At 72.0% G+C, this 16,024-nt stretch carries 11 protein-coding genes; 6 read left to right on the top strand and 5 right to left on the bottom strand.

Going from position 1 to position 16,024, the window contains the following annotated elements:
• The first annotated feature begins 52 nt into the window (after positions 1-52).
• The 6 genes from ABZ622_RS23605 (at position 53) to ABZ622_RS23580 (ending at position 7,513) form a co-directional block, all read left to right on the top strand.
• Positions 53-1,084, top strand: a complete 1,032-nt coding sequence (locus ABZ622_RS23605) for a sugar ABC transporter permease (RefSeq protein WP_360546184.1) — start codon at positions 53-55, stop codon at positions 1,082-1,084.
• Positions 1,084-2,010, top strand: a complete 927-nt coding sequence (locus ABZ622_RS23600; RefSeq protein WP_360546182.1) for a carbohydrate ABC transporter permease — start codon at positions 1,084-1,086, stop codon at positions 2,008-2,010. Before ABZ622_RS23605 ends, ABZ622_RS23600 begins: the two co-directional genes overlap by 1 nt.
• Positions 2,011-2,182: 172 nt before the next feature.
• A complete protein-coding gene (locus ABZ622_RS23595) occupies positions 2,183-4,975 on the top strand; it encodes a hypothetical protein (RefSeq protein WP_360546180.1) in 2,793 nt (930 codons plus the stop codon).
• A gap of 115 nt (positions 4,976-5,090) precedes the next feature.
• Positions 5,091-6,065: an acetylxylan esterase gene (locus ABZ622_RS23590; RefSeq protein WP_360546178.1), complete on the top strand. Its 975-nt coding sequence runs from the start codon at positions 5,091-5,093 to the stop codon at positions 6,063-6,065.
• A 141-nt stretch (positions 6,066-6,206) separates the two neighbouring features.
• Positions 6,207-6,890: a hypothetical protein gene (locus tag ABZ622_RS23585; RefSeq protein ID WP_360546176.1), complete on the top strand. Its 684-nt coding sequence runs from the start codon at positions 6,207-6,209 to the stop codon at positions 6,888-6,890.
• Entirely contained in the window at positions 6,887-7,513 is a 627-nt protein-coding gene (locus ABZ622_RS23580) for a hypothetical protein (RefSeq protein WP_360546174.1), read from the top strand. The genes ABZ622_RS23585 and ABZ622_RS23580 overlap by 4 nt, the downstream gene beginning before the upstream one ends.
• Before the next feature lie 12 nt (positions 7,514-7,525).
• Here ABZ622_RS23580 and ABZ622_RS23575 read toward each other — a convergent pair whose 3' ends face one another.
• The 5 genes from ABZ622_RS23575 to ABZ622_RS23555 form a co-directional block, all read right to left on the bottom strand.
• On the bottom strand, positions 7,526-9,283 hold the full coding sequence (locus ABZ622_RS23575) for a serine/threonine-protein kinase (protein ID WP_360546172.1): 1,758 nt from the start codon (positions 9,281-9,283) through the stop codon (positions 7,526-7,528).
• Positions 9,284-9,389: 106 nt separating this feature from the next.
• A complete protein-coding gene (locus tag ABZ622_RS23570; RefSeq protein ID WP_360546170.1) occupies positions 9,390-12,401 on the bottom strand; it encodes a glycoside hydrolase family 38 C-terminal domain-containing protein in 3,012 nt (1,003 codons plus the stop codon).
• 46 nt (positions 12,402-12,447) lie between these two features.
• The gene (locus ABZ622_RS23565) at positions 12,448-13,173 is read right to left on the bottom strand and encodes a polysaccharide deacetylase family protein (protein ID WP_360546168.1); all 726 of its coding nucleotides are present in this window, start codon (positions 13,171-13,173) and stop codon (positions 12,448-12,450) included.
• On the bottom strand, positions 13,170-14,273 hold the full coding sequence (locus tag ABZ622_RS23560) for a Gfo/Idh/MocA family oxidoreductase (RefSeq protein WP_360546166.1): 1,104 nt from the start codon (positions 14,271-14,273) through the stop codon (positions 13,170-13,172). The genes ABZ622_RS23565 and ABZ622_RS23560 overlap by 4 nt, the downstream gene beginning before the upstream one ends.
• A gap of 103 nt (positions 14,274-14,376) precedes the next feature.
• Positions 14,377-16,011, bottom strand: a complete 1,635-nt coding sequence (locus ABZ622_RS23555) for an FAD-dependent oxidoreductase (RefSeq protein ID WP_360546164.1) — start codon at positions 16,009-16,011, stop codon at positions 14,377-14,379.
• Positions 16,012-16,024: the final 13 nt, after the last annotated feature.

Here is a 16,024-nt window from a genome sequence, read left to right as displayed (position 1 = left end):
CGTCCGGACATCAGGCAGTGAGCACAGCACGAGGAGAGGCGAGGAGACGTCAATGAGCAGGTCACAAGCGCCTGCGGCGCCCGCCGGGAACCGCACCCAGAAGGACCGGACGAAGAAACAACGTTCCGTCGACCCCTCCGCGGACCAGCCGCGGACCCCCGACGGGCCGCCGCGCACCGCTTCCCCGCACCGCGGCGGCCCGGCGGAGCGCCTCGTCCGCTGGGTCAGGCAAGGAGGCGTCACCACCATCCTGTTCGGCCTGCCGATGGTGCTGTGCTTCGCCTATTTCTCCTGGTGGCCGATCGTCCAGAGCGTGCAGCTCAGTTTCCAGCAGACCAATCTGGTCGACCCCGCCACCTGGGTGGGCCTGGACAACTTCAAGCACGTGCTGGACGACCCGCTGCTGTGGACGGCCGTCAAGAACACCGCCCTGTTCGCCGTGCTCGCCCTGGTGATCGGCTTCCCGGTGCCGCTCTTCCTCGCCGTGCTCATCTCCGAACTGCGGCGCGGCGGCACACTGTTCCGCATCCTCGCCTACCTTCCGGTGGCGATCCCGCCGGTCGTGTCGGTCCTGCTGTGGAAGGTGTTCTACGACCCGGACGCCGGACTGTTCAACCAGCTGCTGGCCCATGTGGGCCTCGGCCCGTACCCATGGCTCCAGTCCACCGACACCGCCATGCTGTCGATCGTGCTGGAAGCGACCTGGGCCGGCTTCGGCTCCACGGTCATCATCTATCTGGCGGCACTCGGCTCCGTACCGACCGAACTGTACGAGGCCGCCGAGATCGACGCCGCGGGCATCTGGCGCCGGATCTGGCACATCACCCTGCCGTCGCTGCGCGGCGTCATCCTGATCATGCTGCTGCTCCAGATCATCGGCACGCTCCAGATCTTCACCGAACCCTTCGTGATGACGGACGGCGGCCCGGAGGACTCCACCCTCACCATCCTGATGCTGATCTACAACTACGCCTTCCAGAACGGCGACTTCGGAGCCGCGACCGCGCTCAGCGTGATGCTGGCCCTCGTGCTCGGCGTGCTCTCGGCGATCTATCTGCGGGCGACGAGGAGCTGGAGCAACTGATGGCCGTACAGACCCCCCTTCGCACCCGCCGGGCCGGCCGCTCCGAGGAGAGCGCACGCGGACTGATCTCCGGCGCCGACCGGCGACGGACCTCCGTACGCCTCTCGCTCCGCTCCGTGCAGACCCTCTCGCTCCTGCTGCTGCTCGCCTTCGGAGCGGCGCCCCTCTACTGGACGTTCAAGGGCGCCGTCTCACCGACCCAGGAGCTGCTGCGCGATCCGCTGGCGCTCTGGCCCGACCACGCGCAGTGGGACAACCTCTCCCGCGCCTGGAACGAACTCCAGGTCGGCCAGTACCTCTGGAACACCGTGGTCCTGGTCACCGGCTCGGTCGTCGCGCACCTCGTCGTCGCCACCACCGGCGGCTACGTACTGTCCGTACTGCGCCCCAAGTGGGCGACGCCCGTGCGATGGCTGGTGCTCGCCACCCTGTTCATCCCCGGCTCCATCTCCCTGGTCGCGCTCTACCTCACCGTGCTCGACCTGCCGGGCCTCGGCATCTCGCTGGCCAACAGCCCCTGGGGCGTCTGGCTGCCGCACGCGGCCAGCGCCTTCACCGTGCTGATCGTGATGAAGTTCTTCGACGGCATCCCGCGCGAACTCTTCGAGGCCGCCAAGGTCGACGGGGCGGGGCCGTTCACCATCTTCCGCCGGATCGTGCTGCCCATGTCGAAGCCGATCCTCGCGGTGGTGACCCTGCTGACGGTCATGAACTCCTGGAAGGACTTCCTCTGGCCGCTGATCGTCATCCCGGACACCGAGAAGCAGCCCATCTCCGCCGCACTGCCGCGCCTCGCGGAAACGGCGGAACAGTCGCTGCTCATCGCCGGGATGCTGCTCGCCATCCTGCCCCCGGTCGTCCTGTTCCTGATTTTCCAGCGGCAGATCGTCCGCGGCGGGGGAGGCTTCACCGGCCTCAAGGGATGAGGCACGACCCGGGCACCGGCGCGGACCCCCGTCCGCGCCGGCCGACGGCGGCAGCGGTGCGCGCCGACGGCACACGGGCCGGTGTGCTCCGCCGGGGTACAGCCGACGGAGCACACCTCCACCCGGGAACCACCGAAACGCACCGCGTCGATCCGATCGAGAGGTTGCCTCGATGGAACAGAACGGTACGATCCGGCCAGGTCCTCTGGTTCCGGCCAGAATAAGGGGTCGCTCCCGGCGGCCCGCCGCATGGGGCAGTGCCGCTGCCCTGCTCGGCTGTCTGCTGGTGGCGGCTCCGTTGCCCGGCACGGCCCCGGCCGCCCACGCGGCCGGTACCCTCACCGTCACCTCGCCCGACCTGATCTTCGTCAAGGGACAGGCGAAGATCACCCTGAGCTCCGACCAGGCCTCGGTGGCCTGGAAGGCCATCGACGACCAGGGCCTGACCGTCGCGTCCGGCACCGCGCCGGTCGCCGGCGGCTCGGCCACCGTCGACGTCACCAAGCTCGGCAGCGGCTACTACACGCTCACGGCGACCGCCGGCACCACCACCCGTACCGCCAACTTCGGCGTACTGACCGCGCTGACCGGCAAGGAACAGCAGGACACCCGCTTCGGCACCGGCATCCACTACGGATGGAACGACGGCGACGACCAGAAGCTGCTGCGCTCGGTCAAGCTGATGGGCATGCACGGCATCCGCTCCGACATCAACTGGGGCGCCATCGAGAAGACCCCCGGCACCTACACCTGGAGCAACTACTCCACCGACCAGCACATCCCGTACGCCAAGTCGCAGGGGCTGACCGCCCTGCCCATCTCCGGCTACCGGAACCCCAATTACGACGCCAACCGCACCCCGGCCTCCGACGCGGCCCTTGATGCGTACGGGAAATTCACGGCCGCCGCCGTGGAGAAGTACCAGCAGTCCTCGAAGGAAATCGAGATCTACAACGAGTACAACTCGACCGGCTTCAACAACGGCACCTGCGGCATCACCGCCGACTGCTACCTCAAGCTGCTCCAGGCCAGCTACGGCAAGGTGCACGCCAAGGTCCCGGACGCCGTCGTCGTCGGCGGCGGCCTGGCCGGCCTCCAGACCGAATGGCTGAAGCGGCTGTACGCGATCGGCGGCCTGAAGTACATGAACGCGCTCAGCGTTCACCACTACGGCTACCCCGCCCCGCCCGAGACCGCGCTGGAGAAGCTGCCGCAGGTACGCGCCGATCTGGACGCGGCGGGCGGCAAGAACTACCCGCTGTGGATCACCGAGAACGGCTACCCGACCCACAGCGACGGCGTCACCCCGGCCCAGCAGGCCGCGTACGTGCCGCGCGCTCAGATCTTCTCGTTCGCCTCGGGCGTCAACCGCTACTACTGGTACGACCTCACCAACGACGGCACCGACGCCACCAACAAGGAACACAACTTCGGCGCCTTCAAGCGCCCCACCGCGGAGGTCAAGGCCTGGCAGCCCAAGCCGTCCGTGGTCACCGAGGGCGTGCTGATCCGGCAGCTCGCGGGCCGCGCCTACGCCGGCCGTGACGACGCGGGTTCCGCCGACGTCCGTTCGTACCGCTTCGGCACCGGGAACGACACGGTCCGGGCCCTGTACACCACGGCCGCGACCCCGGGCACGGCCGAACTCTCGGCGAGCGGCCCGGTCACCGTCACCGACCAGCTGGGCCACGAGAAGACCTACCTCCCGGTCGGCGGCAAGGTGCAGCTCGGCATCGACGGCAAGGTGCTGTACATCAAGGGCGCGGTGTCCGCGGTCAAGACCGTCAGCGGCCCCGTGTTCTCCCTCCGGCTGCCGCAGCACTCCAACACGGAGGAGACCGTCGACGCGGTGCTCCAGGTGGACGGCACCAAAGGCCGGACGCTGCCGCTGCGCTACGACTTCCGGGTCGCCGGCGAGAAGTACCGGGTCACCGCGAAGCCCGGCAAGGTCGTCCGCCAGAACATCCAGCTGCCCACCTCGGCCCTCACCGGCCCGCGCACGGTCAGCGGCACCGTCGGACTCGGGCCGCTGAACCTCGCCCGCCTCACCTCCGACACCGAGGTGGTGCCTCCCACCCAGGTCACCTTCGACCCGGTGGTGAAGAAGGCGGCCCCGTTCGCCGCCGCGCTGAAGGTCACCGTCACCAACAACCGGGCGCGCGACCCGCTCGAACTCACCAAGCTGGACTGGCAGGTGAACTCGGGCGACACCTACCTGGACCGGGGCACCGTCGACGGACCGATCAAGGTCGGCGCCCAGTCCAGCGCCTCGTACACCGTGGACGCGCGCAACATCAAGCAGTGGAAGCGCTACTGGACCGCCGCCTACATCAACACCCCCGACGGCGCCAGGACCGCCGTGGGCGCCTGGAACGGCTGGGGTGCCGTCCAGCCGGCCGGCACCGACACCACCACGCCCATCGACGTCATCGGCGACGGCTCGGTGAAGTACACGGGCGGCTACAACGGCGCGGCCGACCTGTCCGGCGCCGTCCGGCCCCAGTACACCGACGCCGGACTCGTGCTCAAGGGCGCGATCACGGACAACGTACTGGCACAGCCCGCCACCACCGCCGAGAACATGTGGCAGGGCGACAGCATCCAGTTCGCCGTCACCCCCGAGGTGCCCGGCCGCAGCAAGCAGTACGTCGAGATCGGCGCCTCGCTCGTGGGCGGCAAGCCGCAGGTCTACACCTGGCGGGCGCCCTCCGGCCAGTCCGCAGGACCGACCCCCGGCGCCACCGCGCAGATCACCCGTGACGGCACCACCACCCACTACACGGTGACCGTGCCGTGGGCCTCGCTCGGCCTCGCCGGCAAGCCCACCGCGTCCATCGGACTCGGCTTCGTCGTCAACGACAGCGACAACGACGGCCGGGCACGCGGCTGGTCGGAGTGGGGCGCCGCCATCGCCAACAACTCCAAGAGCGCCACCGGCCTGCGGGCCGTCCAGCTGACCGACTGATCCACCCCCACAACGGGCGGGGCCGGGTGCACCTGACAGCACCCGGCCCCGCCGCTCCATGCCGTGACGCCGCACGGCAGACTGTTCCGGATCCCACCGTGAGGAGACCAGCTCCATGGCCCTGTTCGACATGCCACTGCCCGAACTCCGCGCCTACCGGCCGCAGATCGACGAACCGGAGGACTTCGACGCCTTCTGGTCGAAGACCCTCGCCGAGACCCGAGGCCACGACCCCGCCGTCACCTTCGAGCCCGTGGAGACCGGACTGACCGGCACCCGCACCTGGGACGTCACGTTCGCCGGCTTCGGCGGGCACCCGATCAAGGGCTGGTTCACCGCCCCCGCGAACGCCGAGGGCCCGCTCCCGCTCATGGTCCAGTTCCACGGCTACAACGGCGGCCGCAGCCTTCCGCACTGCTGGGGTCTGTGGCCGGCGGCCGGATTCGCCCACTTCATCATGGACGTGCGCGGCCAGGGCAGCGGCGGCAACGTCGGCGACACCCCCGACCCGGTCGGCTCCGGCCCCTCCCACGCCGGCTTCATGACCCGCGGCATCGAGGACCCGGACACCTACTACTACCGCCGGGTCTACGCCGACGCCGTACGCGCCGTCGAGGCGGCCCGGTCCCACCCGCTCGCCGACCCCGCCCGCACCGTCGCGTTCGGCGGGAGCCAGGGCGGCGGCATCACCCTCGCGGTCGGCGGGCTCGTTCCCGGCCTGGCCGCCATCGCCGTCGACGTCCCGTTCCTCTGCCACTTCGGGCGGGCCGTCACACTCACCGACTCCAACCCGTACGCGGAGATAGCCCGCTACCTCAAGATGCACCGGGGCAAGGAGGAGACCGCCCTGCGTACCCTGTCGTACTTCGACGGTGTGTCCTTCGCCGCCCGGGGCACCGCCCCCGCGCTCTTCTCCGTCGCGCTGATGGACCAGGTCTGCCCGCCGTCCACGGTCTTCGCCGCACACAACGCCTACGGCGGCGAGAAGGAGATCGAGGTCTACCCGTTCAACGGCCACGAGGGCGGTGCCATGTTCCAGGAGGCCGCGCAGCTCCGCTGGGTGCCGAAGGCGCTGACCGGCACGGTCTGAGCCCTGCCGCGCCGCAGCCGGCGTGTTGTGGATCACGGACAGGGTGTGGACAGCACGTATATCGTCCGACGGGGCACGTCAATGCCCCATGACGGGCGAGGACAAGGGCGAACAGTGCGGCAGAAAGCCTATGCGCAGGCGATGCGTGTCATCGCGTGCGCGCTGATGGCGTGGCAGGTTTGGACGATGTGGTATGTCGCCAGCCACGAGGCGACCGGTGTGAAATGGAGCTGCGACCTGGCCGGGGGCTGCGCCAGTGACCAGTTCGCGTCCGTGTCCGCGTTGCTCGGGATCGCCTTCGCGGTCTTCCTCGGTCTGCTCTCCGCCCGGTACCTGCACCGGGCGGCACCGGGCGCGATGATCACACTCTCCGCCGTCGCGGCACTGGCCGGCTGGTACGACGCGCTGGCGGAGGGCCAGGTCGAGCGGACCACCGTCACCAGCTTCCACATCGTCGTGCCGCTGGGCGACTTCGCCGTCTCCCAGTGGCTCACCTTCCTGTGGTCCGTCGCGGGCGTGGGCTGCCTCGCCGCCTGGTGGGGCGCGGCGGTGAGCCTGCGCCGCACCGCGGGGCTGCGCAGGCTGTCCCGCCGCTACCGCACGGCCGACGCGGTACTGGAGGGCTGGCAGTCGGTGGGCCGCAAGTCCGGTGAGGTCACCGTGGTGTTCGACGACGAGGACGGGGTGCGCCACGAGGTCCCGGCCGTAGTGGACCGCGTCGCCCTCAGACGCGACGTCCTCGCCGTGTACGACGCCGACCGCCCCGGCGACCCCGCTCTCACCCGGGTCGCGGTTCCCCACCGAAAGCTGCTGCGCCTCACATGAACCGACCCGTATCGTCCCTGCGCATGCTCTTCTCCTCGCTCAGGCTGGCGGCCGTCCTCCTGATCGGACTCGCCGTCGCCGCGATGGTCCACGGGGCCCTGGACGGCCCCCGCTGGCTGCTGCTGACCGGCGCCCCCGTGACGGCCGTGATCCTGACGCTCCTCGGCGACATGGCCGATCCGCTGGGGACGGGCTCGGCAATGCAGCCGCGCTCCGGCGGGCCGCGCGCCTTCGCGCCCGCCGTGGTCAACGGGGTGCGGACCGTCGACAAGAAGACCGGCCGGCCGGTCCGCGACGGACGGTCGGTCAACTCCGTGTTCGCCTTCGACCTGACCGTGATGCCCGACGGGCTCCCCGCGTACCGGATGCGGGTCTGTCACCCCCTCGACCTCCAGGGGCTGCTGCACAAGTCCAGGGCCGTTGTCGAGTACGACCCCGAGCAGCCCTGGCGGGTCGTCGTCGCCGCCGACCCGCCGCGCGAGTGGCTGGCCCGGGCGAACGCCGCCGCCCCGCCGGCCGTGGTCAAGGAGCCGGCCACCGGGATCCCGTCCGGTCTCTGGACGCTGCTGATGGGCGTAGGCCTCGCGGCCGTGCTGCTGGTGCTGGTCCGGGCGCTCGGCTGACCCGCGCCGGGTTCAGCCGTTGCGGGGGTACTTCTTGAGCACCTTGCCGTGGATGTCGGCCCGCAGGTAGGCGCCGCCGTACTCGTCCGAGACATACACGCTGAGGGTCGGCTGGTAGTTGTCGAACGGGGAGGCCGGGTCGATGTCCACGTAGTGGGTGGTGGGCTCGGAGACACCGAGCTCCTTGTCGGCCCGGCGTATCAGCCCCGGCAGGGCGTCCCAGTCGACCTTCTCCAGGTCCACGGACTTGGTGTCCGACGGGAGCGTGCCGCCCGCGCGCTCACGGGCGGCCTTGCCGCTCCGGTAGGTGTAGACGTCGTACAGGGCCTTGTTCTTCGCGACCGGGGCCTCGACGCTCGCGTGTACGTCGAACAGTGTGAACGACGTGACCTCGGTGGTGCCCATCACCGGCTTGAGCGCCGCGACGACGGACCGTGCCCCGGCAGGTGTCAGCAGGTTCTCCTGATCCACCCGCGACGAGCCCCGCGCCCGGTCGGCCCCGTCGGGCGACGCGCCGCCGGAGGGCCGGCCCGAGGTGGACGACGAGGTGTCGGGAGTGACCGACACGGGGCCGGGAGGCTTCGTGCCGGAAGCCTCCGCGTCCGCGTCGGGCACCAGCGACCACACCAGCGCCCCGGTCAGGGCGGTCCCCACGAGAGCGGTGGTGACCGTGAAGACACGGCCCCGCCGGAGCCGGCGACGGATCTCCTGGGTCCCCAGCGTCGCGGGCGCCGGACGCGGGGGAGTGGCGCCCGTTCCGCTCGCGGGAGCCGGGCGCCGGACAGGGGCGGTGGGCAGGACCGTGGTGGGGCCGGGGCCACCGAAGCCGGGCGGCACCGCGTCCTGCCGGGTGGGCGCCTGCGGACCCGGCGGCACGGCATCCTGCGGAGCCGCGGGGCGCGGCCGCGCGGCGCCGGCAGGCTCGCCCGCCGGCGCGACGACCGCCGCCAGCATCCGGTCCAGTTCCTCGGTACCGGGCCGGACGGCCGTGTCCCGGGTCAGCAGCGCGTTCAGCACCGGGGTCAGCGGACCGGCCTGCCGGGGCGGCGGGATCTCCTCGTCCAGCACGGCCGCCAGTGTCGCCAGCGTGGTGGCCTTGCGCAGGGGATGCCGGCCCTCCACGGCGACGTACAACATCATGCCGAGCGACCACAGGTCCGACGAGGGATCGCCCTCCTCACCGCGGATGCGCTCGGGCGCCATGTAGTCGGGGGAGCCGATGATGGAACCGGTCGCCGTCAGACTGGTGGACTCGCGGATCGCCGCGATGCCGAAGTCGGTGAGCACCGGGCTCCCGTCGGCCCGCAGCAGCACATTGGCGGGCTTGACGTCGCGGTGCAGGATTCCGGCGGCATGGGCGGCCCGCAGCGCGGACAGCACCCCCCGGCCCAGCTCCGCGGCCTCGACCGGACCGAGCGTCCCCTCGGCCAGCCGCTCCGCGAGCGAGGCGCCGGGCACCAGCTCCATCACGATCCACGGGTACGTCCCGTCACCGCCGTCCACGATGTGGTGGACCGTGACGACGCCCGGGTGGTCGAGCCGGGCCAGCGCCCGCGCCTCGCGCAGCACACGCTCACGCAGCAGCCTGGCCGACTCCGGATCGTTCTCGCTGAGCGCCGGGTCCGGGGGCCGCACCTCCTTGAGCGCCACATCGCGGTGCAGCGCCAGGTCGTGGGCCCGCCACACCATGCCCATCCCGCCACTGCCGAGCCGGTTCACCAGCTCGAAACGGTCGTCGATCACACGGCGCACAGGACCCCCAGCGTTCATGGAAAAAGAGTACGGGGCGGGTTCGCGGCGGCGCGCACCCACCCCGTATCCCGCAGAGGCGGTCGGGCGGCCTCCGACCGGGCGGGAAGCCGCCCGACCGCCTCTCTCACCCCTCGTTGCCCGGTGTGAGCCTGAGCGTCACGATCTGGAAGGGCCGCAGCCCCAGCAGGACCGCATCGCCGTCCACCTCGGCCCGCTCGTCGGCGAGCGGACGCTCCAGCAGGTCCGTCACGCTCGCCCCGGCCAGCGCGAAGCCCGCTGTCAGCCGCGCCGAGACCCGCCCGCCGTGCGCCTCGTGCAGCCGGACCACCACGTCCCCACTTCCGTCGTCGGCGAGCTTCACCGCCGTCACGACCACCGCGTCCTCGTCCACCGAGACCAGCGGGGCCACCTCCGCGCTCCCCGCCACCCGGCGCTCGGGCAGGCTGAAGGACCAGCCCTCCCGGACCGCGTCACCGATCGTCGCCCCCGGCAGCAGCGCGTACCGCAGCCGGTGCACGCCCTGGTCGGTCGCCGGGTCGGGATAGCGGGGCGCCCGCAGCAGCGAGAGCCGCACCGTGGTCGTGGTCGAACCGTCCTCGCGGACCGTACGGGTCACATCGTGCCCGTACGTCGAGTCGTTGATCAGCGCCGCGCCCCAGCCCGGCTCGCCGACGTGCAGGAAACGGTGGGCGCAGATCTCGAACTTGGCCGCCTCCCAGCTGGTGTTGGTGTGCGTCGGCCGCTGCACGTGCCCGAACTGGGTCTCCGCCGTGGAGTGATCGGCGCGCACATCGATCGGGAACGCCGCCTTCAGGAACTTCTCCTGCTCGTGCCAGTCGACCTCGGTGTCGATGTCCAGGCGCCGGGCACCGGGCCGCAGCGTCAGCAGCTGGGTGACCCGGGACGAGCCGAAGCTGCGCACCACCTCCACGCCGTCACCGCTGCGGCGCACCACGTCCGCCCCGGTCAGATCGGTCACCGTGTTGCGGTAGAAGGCGTCGACGTCCCAGGCGTCCCAGCGGTTGGGCAGATCCGGGTGGACCTGGAGCAGATTCGCCGCGCCCCCCGGCGCGACGGTCTCCCGCCCGGTCGCCAGGTCGACGACGGAGACCACCAGCCCCCGCGCGTCCACGGTCACCCGCAGCACCCCGTTGTCCAGCCGGAAGCCGCCGTCGTACTCCTCGACCTCCACCGGCTGTTCCGGCCGCTTCGGCGCGAGCGCCGCGCCCCCCGCCACCACGCCCGCCCGGCCGTGCGGAGCGGAGTTGAACACCACCGTGCCACCGCCCTCCGAGGCGCCGGCCAGCGCCCGCTGCGCCGCCCCGATCACCGCTTCGAGCTCCTCGGCGATCCGCGCGTAGGTGGCCTCGGCCTCACGGTGCACCCAGGCGATCGACGAACCCGGCAGGATGTCGTGGAACTGGTGCAGCAGCACGCTTTTCCAGATCCGGTCCAACTCCTCCTGCGGATACGGGAATCCGGCCCGCACGGCGGCGGTCGCCGCCCACAGCTCGGCCTCCCGCAGCAGATGCTCGCTGCGCCGGTTGCCCTGCTTGGTCCGTGCCTGCGAGGTGTACGTACCGCGGTGCAGCTCCAGATAGAGCTCGCCCAGCCACACCGGCGGCCGCTCGTACTCCGCCTCGGCGGCCGCGAAGAAGTCCGAGGGCGTCTCGATCGTCACCCGGGGGGAGCCCTCCAGGTCCGCGAGCCGCTCGGCGCGCGCCAGCATCTCGCGGGTGGGGCCGCCACCGCCGTCGCCCCAGCCGAACGGCACCAGCGAACGGGTGGCGTGGCCCTTGTCCCGGAAGTTCTCCTCGGCGTGCGCGAGCTCCTCGCCGGACAGCTCGGCCACATAGGTGTCCACCGGCGGGAAGTGCGTGAACACCCGGGTGCCGTCCAGCCCCTCCCACAGGAACGAGTGGTGCGGGAACGGGTTCGTCGTGTTCCAGGAGATCTTCTGGGTGAGGAACCAGCGCGAGCCGGAGAGCTTCACCAGCTGCGGCAGTGCCGCCGAGTAGCCGAACGAGTCGGGCAGCCACACCTCCTCGGTCTCGACCCCGAACTCCTCCAGGAAGAACCGCTTGCCGTAGACGAACTGCCGGGCCAGCGCCTCCGACCCGGGCATGTTGGTGTCCGACTCCACCCACATCCCGCCCACCGGCACGAACTGGCCGGTGGCGGCCTTCTCCTTCACCCGGGCGTACAGCGCGGGCTGGTGCTCGCGCAGCCAGTCCAGCTGCTGGGCCTGCGACATCGCGAAGACGAACTCCGGCCGGTCGTCCATCAGCGCCACCACGTTGGAGGTGGTGCGGGCCACCTTGCGCACCGTCTCCCGCAGCGGCCACAGCCAGGCCGAGTCGATGTGCGCGTGGCCCACCGCCGACAGCCGGTGCGCGGAGGCGTTCGCGGGGGAGTCGAGGACGTCCCGCAGCCGCTCCCGGGCGGCGGTCGCGCTCGCCCCCACGGCGTCCAGGTCCAGGGCGTCCAGGCAGCGTTCCACGGCGCGCAGGATCTCCCAGCGGCGCGCGGAGCCGAGCGGCAGCTGCCGCATCAGCTGGTCGAGCACCTCCAGGTCCTGGACCAGCTCCCACACCTGCCGGTCGAAGACCGCGAGGTCCATCCGCTCGACGCGGTACAGCGGCTCGCTGCCCGCGGTCTCCCGGTCGCCCAGCGGGCTGACCCCGTCCAGGATCTCCGGATTGGCGGCGGCCTCCAGGTAGTACGTGAACTCCTCGCCGCCCGCGACAGGGTCGCCGACCCGCAGCCAGGTGTTGCGCGGGTTGAGCGCCTTGACCACGCCGCCGTCCGGCCGGTGGGCCAGCGCCTCCGCGGAGAACCCGGGCCGGTCCTTGGCGAAACCGAGGTCGATCACCGCCTCGACGGTCTCACCGGCCCAGCCCTGCGGAACCCGGCCGGTCACCCGGAACCAGCTGGTGCCCCAGGCCGGCCCCCAGTCGTCGCCGAGGGCACCCGGCTTGTACGGGGCGGCCACCGCCTCGGTGAACGGCACCGGTTCGCCGGGGGCATGCCAGACCTCGAACTCCAGGGCCACGGTGCGGGGGTGGACGGCGGGGCGGATGCGCTCGCGCAGGGCGCGGTCGAGCCGTTCCTCGGTCAGTGTGCGGTCGTCATGCATGAGTGAAGGGCCCCTCTGGATGAAATGGGTGCGACGCGGAAGTGGTTCACGGGAGGTCGTCGAAGCCCACGCAGGGCAGTGACATGCCGTCGGCCGTGGCCAGGAGCTTCTCCAGCCGGGCCGGGGTCACGTGGTTGGCCTCATGGGCGTCGGCGACGCAGTGGGCGTAGAGCGTGGTCACGCCGCCGTGCTCGGCGCTGCGGCGCAGTGCCGCCCCGACACCGCTGAGATCGTCCCCGTACGCGACGCTCCCGCGCCCGGAGTCCACCGAGCACCCCGGCAGGACCCGCCGGGCGGGGACGTCACCGGCCGGGACGTGGAGTTCGTCCGCGAGGGCGGGATCGGCGCGACGGCCGACAGGCACCCCGCCGCGCAGCCGGTCGAAGAGCGTGAGCAGCAGCCGGTCGGTGTCCTCGTCACGGGCACTGCACGGGTAGGCGAAGCTGCGGGCCGGAAAGCCGAGGCGGCGCAGCGCGTCGAGGGCGGGCACCACCTCCCGGTCGAGATAGGCGCCCGCGCCGTGCGCGGCGACGAACTCCGGGGCGCGCTCGTGCCGCAGGCCGTGGCAGCCGATGGTGTGGCCGTCGTCCGCGAGCCGGCGCAGCAGCCGCACCTCGTCCCGGTCCAGCCGGTCGGGCTCGCAGATGAAGAAGGTGACCCGTGCGCCGTACGACGTGAACAGCGGCGCGGCCGCGGCCCACTCGCGCACGTGCCGGTCGTCGAAGGTGAGCAGCAGGGCGCGGTCCACGCCGCCGTCCGGGCGGTCGTTCATCGCCCGGACTCCTGCGGGGCCCAGCCGGGAACCGAGCCGTGCAGCGCCGTGTAGAACGGGTCGCCCGGTCCGATCTCACCGGCCAGGACGGGGCGACCGGTGAGCGCGGCCTTGTACATCGAGGTGATCAGCTCCAGGGAGCGGCGGCCGTCCCCGGCGCTCGCCCGCGGCCGCCGCCCCGCCCGCATGTCGGCCAGGAGCGAACGGAGCTGGGCGCCGTGCGAGCTGGGGACGTCCTCGGCGGGGGCCGCCCAGCCGGCCGCCCGGCCGGGTTCGACACCGGGCGCCGGGGTGTAGGTCCAGTCGCCGTTGCCGTACCCGTACAGATGGTTCAGCTCGATGGTGGCGTCCCGCAGGTCGATCCGCAGATGGCTCAGCTGGCGCGGCGAGAGCGCGCTGTTGACCACGGTGGCCAGTGCGCCGGAGGCGAAGCGCACGGTGGCGGTGGTGACGTCGTCGGTCTCGACGTCACGGGCCAGCCTCCCCGCCATGGCCCGGATCTCCGCCCAGTCACCCAGCAGTTCCAGCAACAGGTCGATCTGGTGGATGCCGAGCCCCATGGCGGGCCCCGCGCCCTCGGTCGCCCACTTCCCGCGCCAGGGGACCGCGTAGTAGGCGTCGTCGCGGTACCAGGTGGTCTGGCAGTGCGCGACCAGCGGCGCCCCCAGCTCCCCGGAGGCGATGAGCGCCTTGGCGTGCTCGGCCCCCGACCCGAACCGGTGCTGGAAGACGATCGGGGCGTACGGGCCCTGCTCGCCCTCGGCGGCGGTCATGGCGTCGTACTCCGCCAGGCTCAGCGCCGGCGGCTTCTCGCACCAGACCCAGGCCCCGGCGGTCAGGGCGGCGACGACCTGTTCCCGGTGGGCCACCGGCGGCGAGGCGATGACGACGAGATCGGGACGGACCTCGCCCAGCGAGGCGGCGAGATCGGTGGAGTGGTGGGGGAGCGCGAAGTCGGCGGCGAAGGAGCGGGCGGCCGCGGGATCGGCGTCCACGGCACCCACCACCGTGAAGTCCGAGGGAAGTTCGAGGAACGCCGGCATATGGACGGCGCGGGCGATGTTGCCCGCGCCGACGAGCAGTACACGGTAAGGAGTCACAGTCACAGAGGGCCGTCCAGGCTGAGGGCGTGAGCCGCCGGGATTGGTAAGCGTTTTCCAGCGGGTCGGGAAAGTGCCCTTCCCGAAGGAAGGGCAGCGGGGGTCAGAGCGTGGCGTAGAGCGCCCCGGCACTGGTCACGGGTCCGGTGCGGAGCCGGTCCGGCCAGTCGAGGGCGAGGCCGAGCGAACTGCTCAGCCGGTCCTGGAAGGAGGCGAGCCGGTGCTCGCCCGCGCGGACCGCACGCGGCGGCAGCCGGTGCTCCAGGCAGTAGGAGACCAGTGCGCCGACGGCCTCACCGATGCTCCACTGGCCCGCGTGCCCGCCGAGCGCGGGCGCGCTGAGATGGGTGGCGCCGATATTCCTTCCGGCCGGGAGCAGATTTTCCACCCGCTCCGGCAGCAGCGCACCCAGCGGCAGCTGGAACGGCAGGCACTCCAGGTCCAGTCCGGCGCCGCCACCCGCCTTGGGGTGCAGGGTGATCCGGGAGCGCAGGGTGCCCACACTGTCCGTGAACGTCTCGGCGCCCGGCGCCCCGGCCCGCGCCTCGGCGGTCAGATGGTGCTCAAGGACGGTGAACTCCGCCCGGATGCGCCGCGATTCACGTACGTGCGGGGCCTTGGCGAACCCGTCTCCGGTGCCCGTGACATCGGGCCTGAGCCGCAGCTCGGGGTAGCCGTGACCGCCGTCGTGCCGGGGCGCGCGGGTCTGCATCCAGTACAGGAACGACATGGCCTGCTCGCGCGCCTCCTGCTCGGCCCGGACCCGCACCTCGTCGTCGGCACCGGTCAGCGGGAGCCGGCCGTAGGCGGTCTGCTCCCAGTCGACCAGGGTGATGTCGCTGTCGAACGTGCCGGGCAGATACCGGCTCCGGGCCAGCGCCCGCAGCTGGTGCCAGCGGTCGTTGGGCGGCGCGGCCCAGGGCGGGACGTCGTCCGGCTCGTGCAGGAACAGCGGCACGGAGCGGACCGGTCCGCCGCCCGGCTCCGCGGTGTCCCAGGAGAAGGCCTCGGACCACCGGTCGTAGCCCGCCGGGCGGTCCACCGTGTGGTCCTCGCCGGGGCGGTGGTCCAGGGCGAAGACCCAGGAGACCGGCTGCTGGTCCAGCGGATCGGCGACGGCGGGCGCGTGCGGCTCGCCGGTCTCCTCGCGGGACTCGGCGCCGGTGACATGCTCGACGCCCGCGAGGCCGAGCAGCTCGCCCAGGTCCGTGGCGTCGACGACGTAGGGGGCGCTGACCGTCACCGGCTCGCCGTCCGCCGCAGCCAGGGTCACCGAGGTGACCCGGTCCCCGTCCGCCTGGGCGGCGACCGGGCGGTGGCCGAGCAGCAGGGTGAGCCTGCCGGTGGCGAGGTGCGGGGTGAGCAGCTCCTGGACGACGGCGAGCGCGGCGCGCGGCTCGTGGCTGAGATGGCCGGTGGTGCTGAGGCCGGGGTCGAGCAGCGGATCGGCGAACGGCTCGGGACACAGCGGGTAGTTGCGCCGGTAGAAGTCGCGTATCCGCTCGCGCAGATCGCGGTAGCCGGGGGAGACGGGGTCCAGTTCGATGCGGTGGCCGTCGGCGAGTGGCACGGCCTGCGCGGTGAACAGGCCACCGGGCCAGTCGGTCGCCTCGGTGAGCACGACGCGGTGTCCGAACCGGGCGGCGGTCAGCGCGGCGGCGAGACCACCGAGACCGGCACCGACCACCAGGACATCGGTCCCGAGTTCGCGGGTACGGGGGGTGGGGGCGGCGAACACAGGAGTCTCCTCC

The sequence above is a fragment of the Streptomyces sp. NPDC007164 genome, from assembly GCF_040634135.1.
Lineage (GTDB): Bacteria > Actinomycetota > Actinomycetes > Streptomycetales > Streptomycetaceae > Streptomyces > Streptomyces sanglieri.
Note: the sequence above shows the minus strand (reverse complement) of the source record. Positions and strands in the feature narration are given on the sequence as shown.